The organism is Nocardioides oleivorans (assembly GCF_004137255.1).
In the GTDB taxonomy this organism is placed as follows: domain Bacteria; phylum Actinomycetota; class Actinomycetes; order Propionibacteriales; family Nocardioidaceae; genus Nocardioides; species Nocardioides oleivorans.
The window spans coordinates 1,867,809-1,889,933 of the sequence record NZ_SDWT01000001.1 but is presented as its reverse complement, the minus strand read 5'-3'; the positions used below and the strand labels follow the sequence as shown (position 1 = coordinate 1,889,933).

Here is a 22,125-nt window from a genome sequence, read left to right as displayed (position 1 = left end):
TGCGCGACCTCCTCAACCAGCGGGGGACGCGCGCCGCAACAGGTAGGTGTCCATCACCCAGCCGTCGGCGTCCTTCGCCCGGCTCCGTGATGCAGTGATCTCGCCGACCACGTCGGCCAGGCGTCCGGAGACCAGCTCCTCGTGCGGGCTGCCGAGGTTGGCGCCCCACCAGATGTCCCAGTCGTCCGGCAGCTCCGAGGCCTGGAGGCGGCCGTCGAGCATCACCACGAGGTTGTCGTGCCCGGCCTCGACCTCGGCGGCGAGCCGGCGGCCGGTCGTGACCAGCACCGGTCGGCCGACCTCGTGGAGCACGAGCCGGTGGCGGGCGGCGAGGAGCGAGATGGCGGAGACGCCCGGCAGGACGTCGTACTCCAGTCCCAGCCGGTCGACGACGCGGATCGTCGAGTCGTAGAACGCCGGGTCGCCCCACACCAGGAAGCCGACCGTGCCCGGTCGCGCGGAGATGACGGAGGAGTACGCCGCTGCGCGGGCGTCGTGCCAGTCGAGGACCGCCCCGTCGTAGCCGGCCTCGTCGAGGCCCGAGGAGCGGTCACGCGACGGGTCGGGCACGGCGACCAGCTCGACGCCGGCCGAGGAGCAGATCGAGCGACGCAGCGCGAGGAGCGGGTCGTCCTGGCCCTTGTCGGCCGCGATCACGTAGTCACAGGACTCGATCGCGGACCGCGCCTCCAGGGTCAGCTGCTCCGGGTGGCAGCCGATCCCGATGATGCGGACCCGGGACGTCACCGGTCCTCCAGCTCACCCTCGACGTCGAGGTAGACCTGCTGCAGCGCGGCCATCACGTCGGCGTCCGGCTCGGCCCAGAGGCCACGGTCGGCGGCCTCGTGCAGCCGCTCGACGATGCCGCGCAGCGCCCACGGGTTCGACGTGCGCAGGAACTGCTGGTTGGTCTCGTCGAGGACGTACTCCTTGGCCAGCGACTCGTACATCCAGTCGTGCACCACGCCCGCGGTGGCGTCGAAGCCGAAGAGGTAGTCGACGGTGGCGGCGAGCTCGAAGGCGCCCTTGTAGCCGTGGCGCTGCATCGCGCCGATCCAGCGCGGGTTGATGACGCGCGCGCGGAAGACGCGGTTCGTCTCCTCCTGGAGCGTCCGGGTCCGCACCGCGTCCGGGGTCGTCGAGTCACCGACGTACGCCTTGGGGTCGCTGCCGGTCAGCGCGCGCACCGTGGCGACCATGCCGCCGTGGTACTGGAAGTAGTCGTCGCTGTCGGCGATGTCGTGCTCGCGGGTGTCGACGTTCTTCGCGGCGACCTTGATGCGCCTGTAGTTGGTGCGCATGTCGTCGGCGGCGGGCGCGCCGTCGAGGTCGCGGCCGTAGGCGAAGCCGCCCCAGGCCGTGTAGACCTCGGCGAGGTCCTGGTCGCTGCGCCAGTTGCCGGACTCGACGACCTGGAGGATGCCGGCGCCGTACGACCCGGGCTTGGAGCCGAAGATGCGCGTGGTCGAGCGGCGCTCGTCGCCGTGCTCGGCGAGGTCGGCGCGGGTGTGCGCGCGGACGTAGTTCTGCTCGTCCGGCTCGTCGAGCGAGGCGACCAGCCGGACGGCGTCGTCGAGCATCGAGACCACGTGCGGGAAGGCGTCGCGGAAGAAGCCGGAGATCCGGACCGTGACGTCGATGCGCGGGCGGCCGAGCTCGTCGAGCGGGATGACCGTGAGGTCGTTGACGCGGCGCGAGGCCGGGTCCCACTCGGGGCGCACGCCCATCAGCGCGAGCACCTCGGCGATGTCGTCGCCGGACGTCCGCATCGCGCTGGTGCCCCAGACGGACAGGCCGACCGACTCGGGGTAGCCGCCGGTCTCGTCGACGTACTTCGCGACGAGCGACTCGGCCATCGCCATGCCGGTCTGCCAGGCCAGGCGCGACGGCACCGCGCGCGGGTCGACGGTGTAGAAGTTGCGGCCGGTCGGGAGCACGTTGACCAGCCCGCGCAGCGGCGAGCCGGACGGGCCGGCGGCGATGAAGCCGCCGTCGAGCGCGTGCACGACGGCGTCCATCTCGTCGGTGGTGCGGGCGAGGCGAGGCACGACCTGGGTGGCCGCGAACTCCAGCACCCGCTGGACCTCGGGGTCGTCGTGGAGCGTGGCCGCTGCGGCGACGTCCCAGTCGGCGGCGTCCATCGCCTGCACGAGCTCACGGGCCTTGGCCTCGATCGCGTCGACGGCGGTGGTGGCCTCGGCGCCCTCCTTCAGGCCGAGCGCTGCCCGGAGGCCCGGCACCGCCTGGGCCTGCCCGCCGAAGACCTGCGAGGCACGCATGATCGCGAGCACCAGGTTGACCCGGGCCTCGCCGGCCGGGGCGTCGCCGAGGATGTGCAGGCCGTCGCGGATCTGGGCGTCCTTGATCTCGCAGAGCCAGCCGTCGACGTGCATGATGAAGTCGTCGAACGACTCGTCGTCCGGCTGCTCGTCGAGGCCGAGGTCGCGGTGCATCTCGGCGGCGTGCATGAGCTGCCAGATCTCGCCGCGGATCGCCGGCAGCTTGGCCGGGTCCATCGCGGCGATGTTGGCGTGCTCGTCGAGGAGCTGCTCGAGCCGGGCGATGTCGCCGTAGGACTCCGCGCGCGCCATCGGCGGCACGAGGTGGTCGACGATCGTGGCGTGTGCGCGGCGCTTGGCCTGCGCGCCCTCACCGGGGTCGTTGACGAGGAACGGGTAGATCATCGGCAGGTTGCCGAGCGCCGCGTCGGTGCCGCAGGAGGCCGACAGCGCGGCGTTCTTGCCGGGCAGCCACTCGAGCGAGCCGTGCTTGCCGAGGTGCACGACGGCGTCGGCCCCGAAGCCCTGCTCGAGCCAGCGGTAGGCGCCCATGTAGTGGTGGGTCGGAGCCAGGTCGGGGTCGTGGTAGATCGCGATCGGGTTCTCGCCGAAGCCGCGCGGCGGCTGGATGATCAGCACCACGTTGCCGGCCTGCACGGTCGCGAGGACGAGCTCGCCGGCGTCGTTGGTGAAGAGCGACCCGGTGCCCTCGCCCCAGGCCTCGACCATGTCGGCCTTCAGGTCCTCGGGCAGGTCGGCGGTCCAGTCGGCGTACTGCTCCGGCGTGATCCGCACGTGCGCGTCGATCAGCTGCGCGTGCGTCAGCCACTCCTCGTCCTGGCCGCCCGCCTCGATGAGCGAGTGGATCAGCGCGTCGCCCTTCTCGGTGTCGGTGGCGTCGCGCTCGAGGATGTCGGTGACGACGTTGTCGGCGCCGAGGTCGTAGCCCTCCGCCCGCAGCCGGTTGAGCATTCGGATCGCGGAGACGGGGGTGTCGAGGCCGACGGCGTTGCCGATGCGGGCGTGCTTGGTGGGGTACGCCGACAGCACGAGCGCGAGCCGCTTCTCGGCGTTCGGGAGGGAGCGGAGGCGGGCCTGCTTGACCGCGATGCCGGCCACGCGCGCGCAGCGCTCGGCGTCGGCGACGTAGTGCGGCAGCCCGTCGGAGTCGACCTCCTTGAAGGAGAACGGCGCGGTGATGATGCGGCCGTCGAACTCGGGGATCGCGATCTGGGTCGCCGAGTCGAGCGGGCTGACGCCGTCGTCGGAGGCGAGCCACTCCTCGCGGCTGCTCGTGAGGCACAGGCCCTGGATGATCGGGATGTCGAGCGCCGACATCCGCGCCACGTCCCACGACTCGTCGTCGCCGCCCGCGCTGGCGCTCGCGGGCGTGCTGCCGCCGGCCGCGAGCACGGTGACGATCAGCGCGTCGAGCGAGCCGAAGGCGTCGTACAGCTCGTCGGGCGCGGAGCGCAGGGAGCCCGCGAAGATCGGGACGCCGACCGCGTGGCCGGTCGCGTCGACCGCGTCGGCGAGCGCGTGGGCGAAGGCGGTGTTGCCGCTCGCCTCGTGGGCGCGGTAGTAGAGCACCCCGACCCGGGCCTTGCCCTCCGCGACCGTCTCGGCCTGCGGGCGGGTGGCGTACCCCCACTGCGGCAGCACCGCGGGCGGCTCGAAGCCCTCGCCGGTGAGCAGGACGGTGTCGGAGAGGAAGGCGTGGAGCTGGGTGAGGTTCTCCGGGCCGCCCTCGGCGAGGTAGCGGTGCGCCTCGGCCGCGACGCCCATCGGCACCGACGACAGCTCCATCAGCTCGGCGCTCGGCGACTGCTCCCCGCCGAGGACGACGACGGGCATGCCGGTCGCGGCGACACGGGTGAAGCCGGAGCAGAGGTCCTGCGGCGAGCCGAGCAGCCGGCCGATGACGAGGTCGCAGCCCTCGATCACCGCGGCCATCGACTGGTGGCCGGGCCGCGCCGGGTTGGCGAGGACGTAGTCGGCGCCGGACGCCCGGGCGCTCAGCAGGTCGGTGTCGGACGTGGACAGGAGTGCGATGCGCACGATTTCCTCCAGGGGGGTTCTCGCCCCTCGTTCGTCGGATCCCGCGTGGCTCAGTGTCTGGCTCGGCCCACCGGTTGGCGGGCCTGACAGTGGCGGAACCGCCCCGGACTCGCACCGGGTTCCTGGTCCCACGCAGGTGGCTGCCGCGAGCCTACTGCCACACTCGGCCCATGACCGAGCGCACCCGAGGCGACCTCTGCCCGGGCGTCTTCCGACCGTGGCCGGCGGACGACGGAGCGCTCGTCCGGCTGCGCCTCCCGGGCGGTCACCTCTCGCGCTCGACACTGCTGTCGCTGGTCGCGGTCGCGGAGGAGTACGGCGACGGGCAGGTCCACCTGACCAAGCGGGCGAACCTCCAGCTGCGCGCGCTGCCCTGCTCCGGTGCTTCGCTGCCGGACGAGGTGGTCTCCGCGATCCGCGACACCGGGCTGCTGCCCCACCCGGCGCACGAGCTCGTCCGCAACGTGATGGCCTCACCGCTGTCGGGCTTGGTCGGCGGACGCGCGGACCTGCGCCCCGTCGTCGCCGAGCTCGACGCGCGCATGTGCGCCACACCGTCGCTGGCGTCGCTGCCCGGCCGCTTCCTCTTCGTCCTCGACGACGGCCGCGGCGACCTCGCCGGGCGCTCGACCGACCTCGGCCTGGTCGCGCTCTCCCCGGGCGAGGTGCAGCTGCGGATCGGGTCGTCGGCCTGGGGCCCGGTCGTCCCGCTCACCGAGGCCGCCGCCCGCCTCAACGGGCTGGCCCGCGCCTTCCAGCAGGTCCGGGGCCGCGGCGACGACGCCGCCTGGCACGTCGACGAGCTCCCGGTCGCCCTCCCCTCGCAGGACCCCGACCCCCGCGCCCTCGTCGCCTCCGACCCCCCGCCCCCGGGCGAGGTCGCGCAAGGAGTCGTGCACGTCCCGATCGAGGGTGGCGTGCTCGACCGAAAGCTCTCGGTCACGCTGCCGGAGGCGCTGGTCGTGACCCCGTGGAAGTCCCTGATCGCTCTCGGGTGACCCACCCGCCACCCGGGTGGGGAACCGTCGGGTTCCCGCCGGCCGGTTACGCCAACCCGACCGTTCCCCACTCGCCGCTGGCTGAGCAGCGAGCGATCACGCCACGCAGATGACGCCCCGGTTGCCCTCCTGGTCGGCGATCACCGTCAGCCCGGGCGCCTGCGAGTCGTCCACGACCGTGCCGCCGGCAGCGAGGGCGGCGGCCACCCGAGCGTCGCGCGCCTCCGCAGCGACGTACACCTCCACGTGGAACCGCTGCCCCGGAGCGGCGTCCTCGTCGAGGTCGTCGAACCACAGGTTCGCCACCCGGTTCGACCCGTCGCGCACCTCGTCGGAGGGTGACCCGCGCCCCTGGGAGGCGAGGTCGCCGGTGAGCAGGGCCGCCCACACGGGCGCCACGTCGCTCGACGAGTCCACGTTGAGCCCGAGCTCGAGCTCCGCGACCGACGCCGGGTCCGCGGTCAGGCCGAGGTCGGAGGCGAGCGAGGCGATCGTCCGGGCGAGGTCGAGGTCCTGCTGCGTCGGCCACTCCACGACGTACTCCGTGCCGTCGTCGTCGCGGTAGATCGCGTCCGGCGTGACCAGCTCGAGGTCGACGTGACCGTTGCCGATCACGACGCGCGGGTGGTGCCCGACCTCGTCACCGGCGTCGGAGATCGCGGAGACGAGGCGTACGCCGTCCGCGAAGGAGTCCACGAGGTAGCGGGCGTGGAGCCCCTGGGCCAGCTTGCGCCAGTCGGTCAGCCCGGCCTCGGTGATCTGCGCACTCGGGATCATGTCCATGCCGGGACACTCCCCCACGCGGACCGCCGCCGCAAGGCCCTAGGCTGCCCCCGTCACGAGACGCAGGAACCCGGTGCGAGTCCGGGGCGGTTCCGCCACTGTCAGTCCCCGCGAGGGACGAAGCCAGACACTGCCCGCGCGACGTCCAGCCGACCAGGGGCGAGAACCCCGAGGAGCAGTGATGAGCCTGACGACCACCCAGAGCGCGACCCAGAGCGGGGTCCAGCGCCCGACCAAGCGCTACGACTACATCGACGACGGTGCCGCGATCTACGTCGACTCGTTCGCGACGATCCGCCGCGAGACCGGGTTCGACCACCTGCCCGCCGACGCCGAGCGGGTCGCCGTCCGCATGGTCCACGGCACCGGGCAGATCGACCTCGCCCACGACCTCGTCATCCACGACCGGCTCGTGGTCAGCGCCCGCACCGCGCTCAACCTCGGCGCCCCGATCATCACCGACGCCGGCATGGTCGCCAGCGGCGTCACCCGCGCCCGGCTGCCGAAGGACAACGAGGTGCTCTGCGCACTCCGCGACGAGCGGGTGCCCGCGCTCGCGAGAGCGATGGGTACGACGCGCTCCGCCGCCGCGCTGTCGCTGCTCGAGAACCGCTTCGACGGCGCCGTCATCGCGATCGGCAACGCCCCCACCGCCCTCTTCCACCTGCTCGAGATGATCCTCGACGGTGCTCCGCGCCCGGCCGCGATCGTCGGCTGCCCGGTCGGCTTCATCGGTGCCGCGGAGTCCAAGCAGGCATTGGAGGAGGCCGAGATCGACATCCCGTTCCTCACCATCCGCGGCCGCCGCGGCGGCTCGGCGATGACCGCCTCCGCCCTCAACGCGCTCGCCCAGGAGAAGGAATGAGCGCCGGCCGGCTGTACGGCGTCGGGCTCGGCCCCGGCGACCCCGAGCTGATCACCCGCAAGGCCGCCCGGCTGATTGCCGAGGCCGACGTGATCGCGTACCACGCAGGGGTCGGCAAGACCTCCAACGCCCGCACCATCGCCGACGAGCTCATCCCGAGCACCGCGATCGAGGAGGAGCTGCGCTACCCCGTGACGACGGGCGAGACCGCGCACCCGGGTGGGTACGCCGGCGCGATGGCCGAGTTCTACGAGTCCTGCTCCGCCCGGCTGGGCGCGCACCTCGAGGCCGGCCGGACGGTCGTGGTGCTGGCCGAGGGCGACCCGCTGTTCTACGGCTCCTTCATGTACCTCCACGACCGCCTCTCCCCGCGCTTCGCGACCGAGGTCGTCCCGGGCGTGCCGGCCTTCGCCGCCGCCACCGCCGTCCTCGCCTCGCCGCTCGTGCGGCAGACCGACGTGCTCACCGTCCTCCCCGGCACCCTCCCGGAGCCCGAGCTCGCCCGCCGCCTCGCCGACACCGACGGCGCCATCATCATGAAGCTCGGCCGCACCTTCCCCCGCGTGGTCGAGGCGCTGCGCCAGGCCGGCCGCCTCGAGCACGCGCTCTACGTCGAGCGCGCCTCGATGCCCGCCGAGCGCTGGATGCCCGTGGTCGACGTCGACCCCACGTCCGTCCCCTACTTCTCACTGATCGTCGTCCCCGGCGACTCGAAGTCCGAGGACCCCCACGGCCGACGGACGGCCACCGCGTCGCTGGTCGAGGAGGGCGCGCACCCCCCGCTGGTTGAGGGCGGCGCCCAGCCCTCGCTGGTTGAGGAGGGCGCGCTGGCGCCCGTCACGAAACCCCCCAGCCCTCTCCGCGTGATCGGCCTGGGCCCCGGCCCCGACAAGTGGCTGACCCCCGAGGCCAGGGCCGCGCTGGAGGACGTCGACCACGTCGTCGGCTACGCGCCCTACGTCAACCGCGTCCCCCAGCGCGAGGGCCTCACCCGCCACGCGTCCGGCAACACCGTCGAGGTCGACCGCGCCCGCCACGCACTCGAGCTGGCCCAGAGCGGCGAGAAGGTGGCCGTCGTGTCCGGCGGGGACGCGGGCGTCTTCGGGATGGCGAGTGCCGTGTTCGAGGCTGCCGTCGACTTTCCCGACGTACCCGTCGAGGTCGTCCCCGGCGTCAGCGCCGTGCAGGCCGTCGCGGCCAAGGCAGGAGCCCCGGTGGGCGCGGACTTCGCGGTCCTGTCTCTGAGCGACCGGCTCAAGCCGTGGGCGGTGGTGGAGAAGCGCCTGCGCGCGATCGCCGAGGCCGACCTGGTGCTCGCGGCCTACAACCCCGCCTCGCGCAGCCGCACCACGCAGGTCGCCGACCTGCAGAAGCTCTTCCTCGAGCACCGCAGCCCCGACACGGTCGTCGTGGTCGGTCGCGACGTCGGGCGTTCTGAAGAGTCGCTGACCGTGACCACCCTCGCCGAGCTCGAGGCCGACACGATCGACATGAAGTGCCTGCTGATCATCGGCGCCTCGTCGACCACCGTGACCCCAGCCGGACAGGTCTGGACGCCGCGGTTCGTGGAGGGCGAGTGACCGTCCACTTCGTCGGCGCCGGCCCCGGCGCCGCGGACCTGATCACCCTGCGCGCTGCGTCGTTGCTCGCAGCCGCCGACGTCGTGCTCTACCCGGGGACCTACCTCGACGCCGAGGTGCTCTCCCACTGCGCCGACGCCCGCCAGGTCGACACCCAGAAGCTCGACCTCGACCAGATCACCTCGGTCATGGTCGACGCGTCCGCCGACGGCCTCGAGGTCGTCCGCCTCACCTCCGGCGACCCCTCGCTCTACTCCGCGCTCGCCGAGCAGACCGCCCGACTCGACGCCGCCGGGGTCGCGTGGGACGTGTGCCCGGGAGTCCCGGCGTACGCCGCCGCTGCCGCCGCTGTCGGCCGCGAGCTCACGGTCCCCCTCGTCACGCAGTCGGTGGTCCTGACCCGCACCCAGGCCCGCTCCACCGCGATGCCCGAGACGGAGTCGCTCGCCGCCTTCGCCGCCACCAGAGCGACGCTCTGCCTCCACCTCGCGATCACGAAGACCCGGTCGCTGGCTCTTGAGCTCGTCGAGGAGTACGGCGCCGACTGCCCCGTCGCCGTCGTCTACCGCGCCACCCAGCCCGACGAGCTCGTCCTCCGCGGCACGCTCGCCGACATCGCCGACCAGGTCGAAGCAGCCGAGCTCACGCAGGCCGCCGTCATCCTCGTCGGCCGAGCCCTCGCCCGGGACGGCGCCGAGTCCTGGCTCTACCAGGCCGACCGCCCCCGGACCTGACACGCGCCTTCGCTGGTCGAGGAGGTCGCGCTAGCGACCGTCACGAGACCCGCACACACAACGAAGCCCCCAACCAAGCCCACCGTTGGTCGAGGAGGTCGCGCTAGCGACCATCACGAGACCCCTCAGCCCGCCACGAACCCTTCGACCCACCGCCGCTGCCACGGCGTCTCGACCGCCCGCGGGTGGTAGTGCTCGCGCACCCACCTCACGGCGGCGCCCGGAGGTACGCCGTCGAGGACCGCGAGGCAGGCGAGCGCCGTACCGGTCCGACCACGCCCGCCGGAGCACGCCACCTCGACGCGCTCGTGCACCGAGCGCTCCCACGCCTCACGCAGCGTCGTACGAGCGTCTTCCCCGGCGCGCGGCAGCCAGAAGTCCGGCCACCTGACCCACCGGCTCTCCCACGGCACGGGGTCGGGCGGCGAGCCGAGGAGGTAGACGCCAATGTCGGGACGTACGCCGTCGGGCACGGGCAGACGCAGGCTGCGGCCGCGCACCAGCCGCCCTGACGGCAGCGTGACGACGCCCGGCGCCGCCGGGTCCCACGTCTCGTGCGAGGTCATCGCGCGTCTAGATCGTTCCGCGGAGCGGGCCGGAGACAACGAAGCCCCGAGCCGTGTCGACAGGCTCGGGGCTCCACTGGTGATCAGCTCAGGCCTGCTGGCCCAGCGCGAACTGGATGTTGCCTTCCTCGTCCACGCCGCCGTCGAGGATCTTGTCGGCGAGGAACTCCGACGCCGGCTGGTCGACGTAGATGGTGGCGCCGTCCTGCTCGAGCACGACGTCGTCCGGTGCGGCCGCCTCAGCGGGGCTGACGGAGAGCGACTCCCCGTCCGGCTCGGTCGCGATGCGCAGCGCGGAGATGCCGGGCACCTCGTCGGTGAGCTTGTTGACGATCTCGGTCACGTTCTCGGTGAGAGCAAGCATGGGCTCTCCTCCCGTATGGCGAATGTGTCCCCTCCACCATGGCGAATGTCTGGCCGATACCCAAACCGAGTGCGTCAGGCCGGAGCCTCCTCGGCGATCGGCGGGCCGACCACCTCGAGCCCGTAGCGCGGCCCGACCTCGTTCCAGCGCGCGATCTCCTCGGCCATCGGCAACCCCTCGCCCTCCCCGGGGATCCGGCGAGCCGAGGCCGGGACGCCCACCTCGTCGTACAGCCCGAGCAGGTGGCCTGGCTCGGTGAGCGCGAGGTAGCGCACGGGACTCGTCCCGCGGGTGCGGAAGGCGTGCGGCAGACCCTGAGGGAGGTACATGAAGCAGCCGGCGTAGAGCTCGAACTGCTCCTCGCCTGCCCGATAGGTCATCTCCCCCTCGAGCAGGTAGAACGCCTCGGCCTCGCGCGTGTGCCGGTGCAGCGGGGTCGCGATGCCGGGCGGCTGGGTCACCACCGCGACGCCCAGCCGCCCTTCGGACTCCCCCGCCACCAGCAGGTGCTCGAAGAGCGAACCCATCGCCCAGGTCTCGTGCGCGGGCCTGCCCGGCTCCCGCATGACCACTGTCGCTTCGCCGTCCATGGGGCCTCCCACGTTGATCCGAATCGACTTCGGATGAATATCAAGTACCGTGGGCCCCGTGCCGACCGAGCGCAAGGCCCGCACCTACGACGCCTCCGCCCGGCGCGCGGCCGCCGAGCAGACCCGCGCACGGGTCCTCGGTGCCGCGCACGACCTGTTCGTCTCCGGCGGCTACGCCGCGACGTCGGTCAGCGAGATCGCGAGGCAGGCGGGCGTGTCGGTGGACACGGTATACACCGCGGTCGGACGCAAACCACAGCTGCTCCTCACTGTGGTCGACATGGTGCTCGCCTCGTCGTCCCAACCGCTTCCGGCGACTGAGCGCGACTACGTCCAGGAGATCCGTCGCGCGGAGGGCGCGCGCCGCAAGCTCGAGACGTACGCCGCCGCGCTGGCCCGGCTGATGCCGACGATCTCGCCGCTGCTGCTCGCCCTGCGGGACGCCGGACTCACCGACCCCGAGTGCGCGCAGGCGTGGCGGCACATCACCGAGCGTCGCGCCACCAACATGCTCCAGCTCGCGGCCGACCTCCGGGTCACGGGCGAGGTGCGTGACGACCTCACCGACCAGGACATCGCCGACCTCGTCTGGTCTACCAACAGCCCGGAGTGGTTCGCCGCCTACACCTCACGCGGCCGCACCCCGGAGCAGTACGCCGCCGCACTGGGCGACGTCTGGAGCCGCACACTGCTGAACGGCTAGGCCGGACCCAGCGGGATCGAGGCCTCGACCACCCCGCCCTCACCAGTGGCGCACGCCGTCAGCGTCCCGCCGACCTGGAGCGAGCGCTCGCGCATCGACGCGATCCCGACGCCGGGCGTCCACTCACCTGCGGACCGCCCGTCGTCCCGGACCGCCAGCGCCAGGGCCCCCGCGTCCACGGCGAGCGAGACGGAGGCGGACGTCGCGGACGAGTGGCGTACGACGTTGGTGAGCGCCTCGACCACGATGCGGTAGGCCGCGACCTCCGTGGCAGCCGACAGGGCAGGCAGCGGCGAGGCCGACACGGTCACCGGCAACGGCACGCCTGCGGCGGAGTGCAGCGTGGAGGCGTGCTGCCGGATCGCCCCCTCCAGTCCGAGCTCGTCCAGCGCGGGAGGCCGCAGGCCCTCGACCAGCCGTCGGATCTCGGTGATGGCGCTGGCCGTGTCGGCCCGCAGCTGCACGAGCAGCTGGTCCGCGCGGTCGGGGTCCGACCGCACCTGGTTGCGCGCCGCGTCGGTCGCGAAGGCCACACCGCTCAGCGTCGGCCCGAGCCCGTCGTGGAGGTCGCGCCGCAGCCGGCGTCGTTCCTCCTCGACGGCCGCGACGACCGCCTCCCGCGACTTCTGCAGGTCGCGGCTCATCTGCCGCGCGCGCAGGGTCTGCGCCAGCAGCGGCGCGACGATCCGCAGCACGTCCTCGTCCGCGGCCGACAGCCCGAAGTCCCCGGCGCGCAGCCCGACGACGACCTCCCCCACCTCGTCCTGGCCGAGCCGCAGCGGCAGCACCCGCGTGTGCGTCACCTCGGTCCCCGACGACGCCAGCTCCTCACCGCCCGAGCGGATGCTGGCGTAGGGCAGGACGAGCGCCTCGCGCACGGCGGCCAGCGCGAGCGCCGGGTCGTCGCCGATCCGGTCGGCGAGGGACGACGCCGCGGCCAGCGGGTCGGGCCGGTCGCCGAAGAGCAGCTGGTCGACGACGCCGCGCAGCATCACCTGCAGCGGCCGCACCCCGAAGGCGAGGACCGCGCAGAGCATGATCGTCGGCACCGACTCCAGCGGACGCCCGCGGACCGCCTCGACGCCCGAGGTGATCCCGATCCCGGCGGAGGCGAAACCGACGAGCACGGTCCCCGCCACCACGGCCCGGGTCACGAGGCCGCGTACGTCGACCACGTCGGGGCGCACCACGCCGACGACCATCGCGACCGGTCCGACGACGAGGCACGCGATGAACGCCGGAGCCAGCTCGGGGAAGCCACCGGTGCCCGCCGACTCGCTCACGAAGCCCACCGCCGCGGCCGCCAGCCCACCGCCGATCCAGGCCAGCGAGCTCCACGCCAGCGCCCGCCGGTCCTCGGCGTCGCCCTGCTCGTAGGCCCACCACGCGTGGAGCAGCAGCGCCACCACGAGGACGTACCCCATCGCCTCCCGCGCCGCCTCCCACACCACGCAGAGGGCACCGGCCGTGGCGACGACGATGAGCAGCACGAAGGAGACCGGCTCGCGCCAGGCGAGCCGGGGGTAGGCCAGCACGGCGAGGGGCAGCAGCAGCGCCGCGGCGAGGACGTACGCCGTCGGCGCGACGCCGGGCACGTCGGTCAGGACGACCGCGCTCCCGACGAGCAGCGCGACACCGCCGAGCACCAGGCATGCCGCGGACGGACGGGCGCGACCGCTCTGCCAGACGAACCAGCCGGACGCGGTCGTGACAAGGCCGAGGACGGCAGCGGCGGCGACCACGAGGCTCATGACCCGCCCAACCCCTCCCGCCGTGCGCGCACGATCGCGGCGGACCGGTCCGCGACGGCGAGCTTCACGAAGATCGAGGAGATGTGGTTGGCGACGGTCTTCGGCGAGAGGAAGAGCCGGTCGGCGATGACCTGGTTGCGCTCACCCGCCGCCATCAGGTCGAGCACCTCGCGCTCGCGGGCGGTGAGCTCGGGGAACGGGTCGGCGACCGGCGGTGGCGACGCGAAGTAGCCGAGCACCCGCTGCGCGACACCGGGGCTGAAGATCGCCTCGCCCGCGACGACCGCCCGGATCGCGCGGTCGATCTCGACCTGGTCGGCGCCCTTGAGCAGGTAACCCTGGGCGCCGGCGCGCATCGCGCCGAAGACGGTGTCGTCGTCGTCGAACATCGTCAGCACCAGCACCGCCACCCCGCCGGCTCTCTCCCGGATCCGGCGCGTGGCCTCGAGCCCGTCGATCCCGGGCATCCGGATGTCCATCAGCACGACGTCGGGCCTGGTGAGCACGACTTCGCGCACGCCGGCCTCGCCGTCCGTCGCCGTACCCACCACCTCGAAGTCGGGCAGCGACTCGAGCAGTGCGCGCAGCCCGCCGAGGACGACCGGGTGGTCGTCGACCAGCACGACGCGGATCGGGGTCATGGGCTCATCGTCCTGCCTGCGGGCGCCTTTGACCCGGGATCCTGCTCCTACCCGACCCGGGAGTCGTCCCTGAAGATGGGGAACGTACGCCGATCCCGACCGGCGCCCGTGCGACGACGGTGGAATCACCATCACCTGACGGAGGAGATTCCGATGACCACCACCGCAACGCAGGGCACCTCAGCTCCCGCCACCTGGAGCACCAGGAACAAGGTCGGCCTCGCCCTGGCGATCGTCTACGCGATCACCAACATCCCGAGCGCCTTCGTGCCGCCGGACACCGGCGGCGAGGACGGTCCGCCGATGGCGATCCTCTGGGTCTGCACGGTTCTCTCGGTGATCGCCCTCGTCGCGGGCGTCATGGCCTGGCGCACCGGCAGCCGCCCGGCCGCGCGGCTCACCGCTGCCAGCCTGATCGTCGTCACGCTGACCGGGCTCCCGGCCTTCTTCGTCGACGTCCCGGCCGGCATCAAGATCCTGGTCGCCGCCGGGGTCGTGATCACCGTCGTCTTCACGCTGCTGATCTTCTCGCCGGCGAAGCGCGGCTGATCCCTGATCCAGTACGCCGCCGGGCCGTGGGGGCCCGGCGGCGCTGGCGTGCCCGTCAGCGGCGGTCGATGCCGTCCAGCCGCAGCTCGGTGGAGGCGTCGGAGTGGGTGGTGCCGGTGCCGACGTGCTTGTCGCTGATCGTCGACCCGTTCTTGAGCACGCCGAAGAGTGCCTGCGCGTGGCCCTTGCCGACGTCGTAGTCGTCCTTGAGCCAGGTCGCGAAGTCGCCCGCCTTGCTCTGCGGGGTGAACCCACGCGCCGCGGCCTCGTCCAACAGCTCCTGGGGCGTCTTGCCGGTCTTCTTCTCGATCGCGTCGAGGTAGGCCTGGTAGCTCATCGTGAGTCCCTTCAGTGGTGTGTCACAACGCTAGTTGCGCCGCCGCGGTGCTGCTTCTCCGAAACCGCTGCGTGCCTGCGCTTTCAGCCGCGCGTCTACCGTGGCGGTCAGCCACGACGAGGAGATCCCCCTGATGAGCACGCTCGACGACGTCGGACTCACCGATTCCCCCTTCTCCGACTTCCTCGGCTTTGAGCTGCTGCTCGAGGAGGAGGACCGCGAGCTGCTCAGCCGCGTGCGCGCGTTCACGACGCGCGAGATCGAGCCGATCATCAACGACTACTGGACCCGCGCGGAGTTCCCTCACCAGCTGGTCGCAGGCCTCGCGGAGCTCGGGATCGCGGGCCTGGCCTACGACGGACCCGGCTGCCCCAACCGAGGCGCGCTGGTCGACGGCATGGTCGCCATGGAGCTCGGTCGGATCGACCCGTCTATCGCCACGTTCATGGGCGTCCACGGCGGTCTGGCGATGGGATCGATCAACCTGTGCGGCTCCGACGAGCAGCGCGAGCGCTGGCTGCCGGCCATGGCCCGGATGGAGCTGATCGGCGCGTTCGGCCTGACCGAGCCCGACGTCGGCTCGGCGATCTCTGCCGGTCTCGCCACGAGCGCCCGGCGTGACGGCGACGACTGGATCCTCAACGGCGAGAAGAAGTGGATCGGCAACGCCGCCTTCGCCGACCTCGTCGTGATCTGGGCGCGCGACGAGGCCGACGGGCAGGTCAAGGGGTTCGTCGTCGAGAAGGACGCCGAGGGCATGACCTTCGACAAGCAGGAGGACAAGATCGCCCTGCGCGTCGTCCAGAACGCCGAGATCCACCTCCACGACGTCCGCGTCCCCGAGGCCAACCGGCTGCAGAAGGCCGAGAGCTTCCGCTCGACGGCCGACGTGCTGCGGGTGACCAGGATGGGCGTGGCCTGGCAGGCGGCCGGATGTGCGCGCGGCGCGTTCGAGCACGCCCTGCGCTACACCAAGGCCCGCGAGCAGTTCGGCCGTCCGATCGCGTCGTTCCAGCTGGTGCAGGACCTGCTCGTGAAGATGCTCGGCAACGTCACCGCCTCCACCGCCATGAACGTCCGGGCATCCCAGCTGCAGGACGCCGGCCTGCTCCGCGACGAGCACGCCTCGCTGTGCAAGGTGCACGCGACCGTCAGGATGCGCGAGGCCGTCGGTTGGGCGCGCGAGGTCCTCGGCGGCAACGGCATCCTGCTCGAGCACCACGTGGGCCGCTTCGTCGCCGACGCGGAGGCGATCTACTCCTACGAGGGCACCCGCGAGATCAACACCCTGATCGTCGGTCGGGCCATCACCGGCGAGAGCGCGTTCGTCTGATGTGCCGCGTCCTTGCCTACATCGGCCCCGAGATCCCGCTCGAGGACCTGCTGCTCACGCCGTCGAACAGCCTGGTCAACCAGGCCCTCGACCCCGAGCACTACCCGGACCTGCACCTGGCCGGCTGGGGGTTCGGCGCGTGGAGCGAGCACCTGCTCGAGCCGGAGGATCCCTTCCTCTACCGCCGCCCCATGGCTGCCTTCTACGACGACAACGCCACCCGCATCATCCCGAGCCTGCGGACGAGCACGATGCTCGGCCACGTGCGCGCAGCGGCGTACGACTCCAAAGCCGTCATCGTCGACGAGAACTGTCACCCGTTCTCCTTCGACGAGACGCCCTGGATCCTGGCCCAGAACGGCGACCTGCCCGGCTGGATGCTCCTGCAGAGGGAGCTGCTGCAGCACTGCGAGGACAGGTACCTCAAACAGATGCGCGGGACGACCGACACGGAGTTCCTCTATGTCCTCCTGCTGTCCCTGCTCGAGGGCGACAGCAACGAGGACGTCCAGCGGGCCGTCGAGACGATGGTCAGGCTCGTCGCACAGGCGATGGCGGACCTCGAGCTGCCTGCCCTGGCCAAGATGAAGATGGCCCTGGTGTCGCCGAACCGGATCATCGGGTTCAACGTCGGCCTCGGGCACCACGGCGAGACCAACCCGGCCGGTGACTGGAGGAAGCTGCGCGAGTCCGGTCCCGGGACGGACGACTACGCCCTCTCGATGCTCCTGGAGCCGATGTACATGCTGATGGGGCGCCACGTCCCGGAAGAGGACAAGGACTACGACTTCGAGGCGTGCGACGAGGCCGAGGCCACGGTCGCGATGTTCGCCTCCGAGCCCCTGACCGACGACGAGACCGGCTGGTCGACCGTCGAGTTCGGCGAGATCGTGTTCCTCGAGAACACGGGCGGGCGCGTCACCCGGAGCGTCGGCAGGTTGTCGGTCTAGGCGTACGACGTCGGGGCGACGCGCGTGGTGACGACGATCGAGAGGTTCCTCCAGCGCCGGACCGTCAGCGCAGCCGGATCAGCACGTCTCCTGATCGCTGGGTAGCGCGACCCGTCACGCGGAGGTGGATCGTCGTCCCCCGCTTGAAGCGGGCCGGGGGCCGGATGGTGCCGACCACCTCGCCCCGCGCACCGGCACGGCCGGTGAGCACCCGCGTCGTCCGGCCGCCGTGACGGATCGTGACGTAGAAGCGCTCCTTGGCCCCGAGCCCGGCGACCGTGAGCAGGAACGGTCGGCCGGCGCGCGTCGTCGTTGGTGCGTCGAGCCGGAGGTCGGTGGGCTCACGCACGGCGACGATCGCTGCCCGGGCGCTGGTGCTCCCAGCCTCGTTGATGGCGCGCATCCGGAAGGTGTGCCCGCCTGCCCGGTCGAGGCTGATCAGGACCGACCCCGACATGGGGACGGGCTGGTCGCCGTACCTCTCCTCGAGGACCGTACGGAGCTCGCCGGAGGCAGAGAGCGCGAGCGCATCGGTCGCCGACCATGTCAGTCGGACGCGGCGACCGCGTAGGGCGGTGGCGTCGCCGTCGGGCGTCTCGGCTTCCTGCGCCCGCGGCGGCACCTTGAGGGTGAGCTGCAGGCCGGGAGCACGGTCGGTCGCGACGGGCGCCGTCGCGGCGGAGGTGCTCGACACGGTGTCGTACCCGGGGCGCGTCACTGTTGCCGTCATGCTGATCCGCTGGCCACGCCGGGCGCTCGTCAGTGCGAGCTCGGACGACGTGGCGCCGGCGATGGGCGTGCCGTCGGCGTACCAGGCGAACGTGGTGGCTGTCGGGGTCGGCGTGACGGCGCCGGCGCGGGCGGTCAGCGTCTGGCCGACCTGTGCGGTGCCGATGATGGTGGCGGTGGGTCGGGTGGTGAAGGCTGCCAGCGCCACGGGGGCGGTCGCGGCGGACTCGCTGACCGCGTCGACGTGCCAGGCCCGGTGCGCGGTCACCACGACGGAGACGCGGACTCCGGCCAGCGCGGGCGACAGGACGAGGGTCGTACTGGTGGCGTCCGTGACGGGCTCACCGTCGGCGAGCCACTGGTAGGAGTACGACTCCGCCGCCGGCGTGGTGGCACCCGGGGCGGTTGGGCCGGCGGTGAGCGTGGCGCCGACGATCGGGATGCCGTCGACGAGCGCAGTCGGACCGGTCGTGAACGACGCCTCGGTGACCGCAGCGGTGGGCTCCGACTCGTCGGTGGCGTCCACCGTCGCGGCCCGGTGCGCGCTGACGGCGACTGAGATCGATCGGCCGATCATCGAGGACGTGACTGCGAGGGTCGCTCCGGTGGCGTCGGCGAGCTCGGTGCCGTCGGCGAACCACTGGTAGGTGAAGGAGTCCGCGGCCGGGGTCGTGGTGCCGGTCTGGGCCGGGCCGGGCGTCGCGGTCAGCACCCCACCGAAGACCGGGTCGCCGGTGATGCCAGCGGCCGGACCCGTGGTGAAGATCGCGGTGACGTCGGTCGTCGTGGTGGCGGTGTTGTCGGCCGGGACGAGCTCGGTCGTGCTCGACGTCACCCCGGCGATGTTGATGACCGGGGCCTGTCGCGCGGAGGCGACCCGCACCGTCAGGTCGACCGACCGGGTCGCGTCGGGCGCCAGGTCGCCGTAGGAGCAGGTGATCGTCTGACCCGTCACGCTGCAGTGGGTCGGGTCGTCGAGCTCGACCAGGGTGAGGTAGGAGGGCAGCGTGTCGGTCAGCGTCGTCGTGCGCGCGGCCGACGGGCCGTCGTTGCGGGTCGTGAGGGTGTAGACGAGCTCCTCGCCGGCCACGACGGACGGCTCGGACGCGGTCTGGGTGAGCACCAGGTCGGTCGAGGTGCCGACGGTCACCGAACCCGTGTCGATCACGTCGGCGGTCGTCTCGTCGGCGCGCGTGGACCCCGTCGTGGTGAGGGTGGTGCCTGGCGCGACGTCGGCGCCGACGTGGGCGACGACCGTCCGCGTGACCGAGGCGCCGGGCGCCAGGGCGCCGACGTTCCAGGAGACGGTCTGACCCGATGCCGTGCCACCCGCCGAGCTGCTCACATAGGTCAGCCCGGCCGGGAGGACGACGTCGGCGACGACACCGTGGGCGGTGGCGAAGGTGTCGGCGTTGGTGACGTCGATGGTGAACGTCGTGTCGGTGCCGGCCGTGGCCTCCCCGCCGTCGGTCGTCGTCGCGATCGTGAGCAGGGGCTTGGCGACCGTGAGCGACACGACGTCGCTCGGCCCGGCGTACGCGCGCCAGGGGTTCGACGGCGCGTCGGCACGCTCGGCGCCCGGTGCCCCGAAGTACGACGAGACGGTGGCCACGTTGGTCACCTGGTCACCGGCAGTGAGCTGCGCACCCGGCTTGACCTTCGCGGTGTAGGTGAGGACCTGGGTCGCCCCAGCGGCGAGTGGTCCCGGGATCACCCAGTGCATCGCCGGGTCGTCGGCAGTCCACCCGTCGGTGCTCAGCGTCGCACCGGCGGCGAGAGTCACGTCGACGAGCCCGGCGTCGGGCTGGTCGGTCACCTGGACGTCGTACGCCGGCCAGCCGGCGGTGTTGGTGACCGCGACCGTATACGTGACGACGTCGCCGCCTTCCACCTTCGGGCCCTTGTCCACCGACTTGTCGATGGCCAGCTTCGGTTCGCGGACCGCGACGCTGGCGGACGCGGGACCCACCGTGTCGGAATACGCCGCGGGGACGGTCGCCGGGCTCGCGGGCATCACGTCGGTGCGGTTGGTCCGCACCCGCGCCTCGCCGGTGAACGTGACCGGCGCCGCCACTGCTCCGCCGGCGCGCCTGGTGGCCAGCACATGGCCCTTCAGCACCAGCGTGTAGACGCGCTGCCCCGCTGCCGGGCCCAGGTCGCCCAGGAACCAGGCAGCCTGCTGCGTCACGCCGCTGGTCGTCACCGGGAAGGTGGAGACGGCCGGGTCGGTGCCCGGGCAGTTGGTGCAGGTGACGGTGCCGTAGGCGTCGAAGGCCAGTCCGTCGGGGATGGCGTCCGTGACCGTGGCGTCGAGGTAGCGGACGTTGGCGGGGACGGTGACGCCGATGGTCCAGGTGATGGCGCTGCCGACGGTGGCCGTAGGCCGGTCGATGCTGTTGCTCACCGTCGGCAGCACGACGCTCAGCGTCCGCTGCGCGGTGGCGTCGTAGTCCCCGGCTGTCGAGGCGTTCGAGGCGGGCGTGCGTGCGCCGCCGGTGCCTGCGGACAGGCTCGTCGAGGTGGCGAGCACGGTGTTGGTGTACGTCGAGCCCCCGGTTGGCGGGCTCTCCACCTGGACGGTGTAGGTGAACGCCTTCGTGGCGCCCGGGGCCAGCGTGGGCAGCGTCCACGTGACGGTTCGCGTACCCGCGTTCCAGGTGCCGCCGTCGTTGATCGTCACGGGCTCGGTGCCGGCGGGCAGCGTGTTGACGACGACCAGGTCGTGGGCGGTCGAGACGTTCGCGGAGCTGGAGTTACTTGCCGAGACGGTGAAAACCTTGGTCTCGGCGGCGGCGACGACAGCCCCACCGGTGGTGGTTGCGCCGGCCGTGAGGGACGGCTCCACGATCGCCGTGCTGACCGAGCCGGACCTCGACCACGGGGCGCCGTCCTCGTCCGTGTAGGCGAGGGTCGCGCCGTTGCCGAGGCCCTGACCACGGTAGTTGGCCGCGACGTCGAGGACCTTGGCCTGGAAGGTCAGCACCAGGACACCGTCGGTCGCGACGGGAGCGTCGTACGTCGTGGGCAGGGGGGCGCGGACCGTGTTGGCTGGCGACTCGGTGACGCCGCCGAACGGGGCCCCGTCGAGGGTGCATCCGGCGACGCAGAGGCTGCCGGGCACGAGTGACATCCGCGTGCCGAGCTGGTCGGTGACCACACCGGTGTACACCGTCGTCGACGCCGGGATCGTCGTCGTGAGGGTGTACGTGATGGTCTCCCCGATGGTCGCCTGGGCAGCGGAGTTGCCTGCCTCCGTGACCGAGGTGGTGCGGGTGAGGGTCACCTGGGCGTCGACCGGTCCGGCCTGCTGCGGCGCCGCGGTTGCGGGCGCAGCGGCGAGGAGGCCGCTCAGGACCGCGGTGACGGTCGCGCAGGTCAGCAACGATGTGGTGCGCACGCGCGCGACGATGGAGCGACTCATGGTCGACAGCCCCCAGATGCAGGTGGATCGTGGTTCCGCCAGCGCCCGTGCGTCGGCGAGGTGATCCTGTCAGCGATCGACGCGCGTGTCCGCGGAAGCCACAGGGATCCTCCTTCCGGGTGGTGAGCGACGGGGGTCCGGCTGACGTCGACGCGCCTCGGTTCGACATGCCCTGCCAGTCGTGTGCTGGCGGATGAGCCGCAGGCAGTCAAGTGCTCTCTGTAGTTCTCCGCTCGGCACAAGCCAGTGAGGAGGACGCTCGTCTCTCGAGTGAGAGCCGCAAGTCGATGGGGGGCGCTGCTCATGTCGATCGCGGTTCCCGCGCACCAAGTGCGCGGGTCGAGAGAGGCGGGCGCCACGGCATCGGCAGATCCGGATGTCCCCGACAGGCGGCGGATTGACGCTCCTCACTCGAGCTGTCAGGAGACGATCGACTCATCCGCTCAGAGAAGGCGCGCCAGGCGCGATAGTTCAGGAGTTGTCGGCGATCCACGTTGATGCAGCGCCATGAGCCCATTCACCCGTCATCCCGTGCTTGTTTTCCAGGATCGACTTGATTTCCTCACCTCGAGTCCACACGGACTGGATGACAGACGGGTGCTGGACGATCGCCGCCACGGCGTCTGCGTACTCGTCTGCATTGGCTACTTCGACGCGAAGTGTGATCGTGCGTTTCATAAGCGCATGCTCTCAGCCGTTAGCGTCCTGCGCACTAGATCTGTCAGTCATCCGGTGACGCGTGAAGGCGGCGGTACGACGCAATGCAAGTCACCGTGGTTCGGGTCGTCGACAAATCGAACTGACGTCGCATTGCCGTCCGAAGTGCGCTTGTCGCGCTCGCCCGCATCTCGCCCAAGGCTCTCGTTGCGAAGTCCTTCGAGCAGACAAGTTACG

General features: G+C 72.0%; 19 protein-coding genes and 2 riboswitches. Of the genes, 8 read left to right on the top strand and 11 right to left on the bottom strand.

What is annotated here, in order from left to right; translation table 11 throughout:
* Positions 1-12: 12 nt before the first annotated feature.
* Entirely contained in the window at positions 13-747 is a 735-nt protein-coding gene (cobF, locus tag EUA93_RS08945; RefSeq protein ID WP_129399810.1) for a precorrin-6A synthase (deacetylating), read from the bottom strand.
* Complete coding sequence (cobN, locus tag EUA93_RS08940) at positions 744-4,337, bottom strand: cobaltochelatase subunit CobN (RefSeq protein ID WP_129399809.1); 3,594 nt, start codon at positions 4,335-4,337, stop codon at positions 744-746. Before cobN ends, cobF begins: the two co-directional genes overlap by 4 nt.
* A gap of 30 nt (positions 4,338-4,367) precedes the next feature.
* A riboswitch (cobalamin riboswitch) is annotated at positions 4,368-4,514 on the bottom strand.
* Here cobN and EUA93_RS08935 point away from each other — a divergent pair.
* Positions 4,508-5,335, top strand: a complete 828-nt coding sequence (locus tag EUA93_RS08935; RefSeq protein WP_129399808.1) for a nitrite reductase — start codon at positions 4,508-4,510, stop codon at positions 5,333-5,335. (Overlaps the previous riboswitch by 7 nt.)
* Before the next feature lie 96 nt (positions 5,336-5,431).
* Here EUA93_RS08935 and EUA93_RS08930 read toward each other — a convergent pair whose 3' ends face one another.
* Positions 5,432-6,118: a 4a-hydroxytetrahydrobiopterin dehydratase gene (locus EUA93_RS08930; protein WP_129399807.1), complete on the bottom strand. Its 687-nt coding sequence runs from the start codon at positions 6,116-6,118 to the stop codon at positions 5,432-5,434.
* A gap of 63 nt (positions 6,119-6,181) precedes the next feature.
* Positions 6,182-6,251, top strand: a riboswitch (cobalamin riboswitch).
* A 48-nt stretch (positions 6,252-6,299) separates the two neighbouring features.
* Between EUA93_RS08930 and EUA93_RS08925 the strand changes: the two genes are divergently transcribed.
* Genes EUA93_RS08925 through cobM form a run of 3 tightly spaced genes read left to right on the top strand, consistent with a single transcriptional unit; the run spans position 6,300 to position 9,297 of the window.
* Positions 6,300-6,983, top strand: coding sequence for a precorrin-8X methylmutase (locus EUA93_RS08925; RefSeq protein ID WP_129399806.1), 684 nt, complete (start codon positions 6,300-6,302; stop codon positions 6,981-6,983).
* Positions 6,980-8,563, top strand: a complete 1,584-nt coding sequence (locus tag EUA93_RS08920) for a precorrin-2 C(20)-methyltransferase (protein WP_129399805.1) — start codon at positions 6,980-6,982, stop codon at positions 8,561-8,563. The genes EUA93_RS08925 and EUA93_RS08920 overlap by 4 nt, the downstream gene beginning before the upstream one ends.
* On the top strand, positions 8,560-9,297 hold the full coding sequence (gene cobM, locus EUA93_RS08915; RefSeq protein ID WP_129399804.1) for a precorrin-4 C(11)-methyltransferase: 738 nt from the start codon (positions 8,560-8,562) through the stop codon (positions 9,295-9,297). The genes EUA93_RS08920 and cobM overlap by 4 nt, the downstream gene beginning before the upstream one ends.
* Before the next feature lie 125 nt (positions 9,298-9,422).
* Here cobM and EUA93_RS08910 read toward each other — a convergent pair whose 3' ends face one another.
* The 3 genes from EUA93_RS08910 to EUA93_RS08900 form a co-directional block, all read right to left on the bottom strand.
* The gene (locus tag EUA93_RS08910; RefSeq protein WP_129399803.1) at positions 9,423-9,863 is read right to left on the bottom strand and encodes a protein-tyrosine phosphatase family protein; all 441 of its coding nucleotides are present in this window, start codon (positions 9,861-9,863) and stop codon (positions 9,423-9,425) included.
* A gap of 88 nt (positions 9,864-9,951) precedes the next feature.
* On the bottom strand, positions 9,952-10,227 hold the full coding sequence (locus tag EUA93_RS08905) for a Fe-S cluster assembly protein HesB (protein ID WP_129399802.1): 276 nt from the start codon (positions 10,225-10,227) through the stop codon (positions 9,952-9,954).
* A gap of 74 nt (positions 10,228-10,301) precedes the next feature.
* Complete coding sequence (locus EUA93_RS08900) at positions 10,302-10,817, bottom strand: cupin domain-containing protein (RefSeq protein ID WP_129399801.1); 516 nt, start codon at positions 10,815-10,817, stop codon at positions 10,302-10,304.
* Positions 10,818-10,875: 58 nt separating this feature from the next.
* Here EUA93_RS08900 and EUA93_RS08895 point away from each other — a divergent pair, with 58 nt between their 5' ends.
* Positions 10,876-11,520: a TetR/AcrR family transcriptional regulator gene (locus EUA93_RS08895; RefSeq protein WP_129399800.1), complete on the top strand. Its 645-nt coding sequence runs from the start codon at positions 10,876-10,878 to the stop codon at positions 11,518-11,520.
* Here the strand turns inward: EUA93_RS08895 and EUA93_RS08890 are convergent.
* Positions 11,517-13,271, bottom strand: coding sequence for a sensor histidine kinase (locus EUA93_RS08890; protein WP_129399799.1), 1,755 nt, complete (start codon positions 13,269-13,271; stop codon positions 11,517-11,519). The genes EUA93_RS08895 and EUA93_RS08890 overlap by 4 nt on opposite strands.
* Positions 13,268-13,912 carry a response regulator transcription factor gene (locus EUA93_RS08885; RefSeq protein WP_129399798.1) on the bottom strand — a complete coding sequence of 215 codons (645 nt, stop codon included), beginning with the start codon at positions 13,910-13,912 and terminating at the stop codon, positions 13,268-13,270. Before EUA93_RS08885 ends, EUA93_RS08890 begins: the two co-directional genes overlap by 4 nt.
* A 153-nt stretch (positions 13,913-14,065) precedes the next feature.
* Between EUA93_RS08885 and EUA93_RS08880 the strand changes: the two genes are divergently transcribed.
* A complete protein-coding gene (locus EUA93_RS08880; protein WP_129399797.1) occupies positions 14,066-14,461 on the top strand; it encodes a hypothetical protein in 396 nt (131 codons plus the stop codon).
* A gap of 55 nt (positions 14,462-14,516) precedes the next feature.
* On the opposite strand, the gene EUA93_RS08875 is transcribed toward EUA93_RS08880, so the two are convergent.
* Positions 14,517-14,798: a DUF4287 domain-containing protein gene (locus EUA93_RS08875; protein ID WP_129399796.1), complete on the bottom strand. Its 282-nt coding sequence runs from the start codon at positions 14,796-14,798 to the stop codon at positions 14,517-14,519.
* A gap of 133 nt (positions 14,799-14,931) precedes the next feature.
* Between EUA93_RS08875 and EUA93_RS08870 the strand changes: the two genes are divergently transcribed.
* Together EUA93_RS08870 and EUA93_RS08865 are read left to right on the top strand one after the other, a co-directional pair.
* On the top strand, positions 14,932-16,131 hold the full coding sequence (locus EUA93_RS08870) for an acyl-CoA dehydrogenase family protein (protein ID WP_129399795.1): 1,200 nt from the start codon (positions 14,932-14,934) through the stop codon (positions 16,129-16,131).
* A complete protein-coding gene (locus EUA93_RS08865; protein WP_129399794.1) occupies positions 16,131-17,081 on the top strand; it encodes a class II glutamine amidotransferase in 951 nt (316 codons plus the stop codon). Before EUA93_RS08870 ends, EUA93_RS08865 begins: the two co-directional genes overlap by 1 nt.
* A gap of 64 nt (positions 17,082-17,145) precedes the next feature.
* Here the strand turns inward: EUA93_RS08865 and EUA93_RS08860 are convergent, their stop codons facing one another.
* Together EUA93_RS08860 and EUA93_RS08855 are read right to left on the bottom strand one after the other, a co-directional pair.
* Complete coding sequence (locus EUA93_RS08860) at positions 17,146-21,231, bottom strand: isopeptide-forming domain-containing fimbrial protein (RefSeq protein WP_129399793.1); 4,086 nt, start codon at positions 21,229-21,231, stop codon at positions 17,146-17,148.
* A 471-nt stretch (positions 21,232-21,702) separates the two neighbouring features.
* Positions 21,703-21,909, bottom strand: a complete 207-nt coding sequence (locus EUA93_RS08855) for a hypothetical protein (protein WP_129399792.1) — start codon at positions 21,907-21,909, stop codon at positions 21,703-21,705.
* Positions 21,910-22,125: the final 216 nt, after the last annotated feature.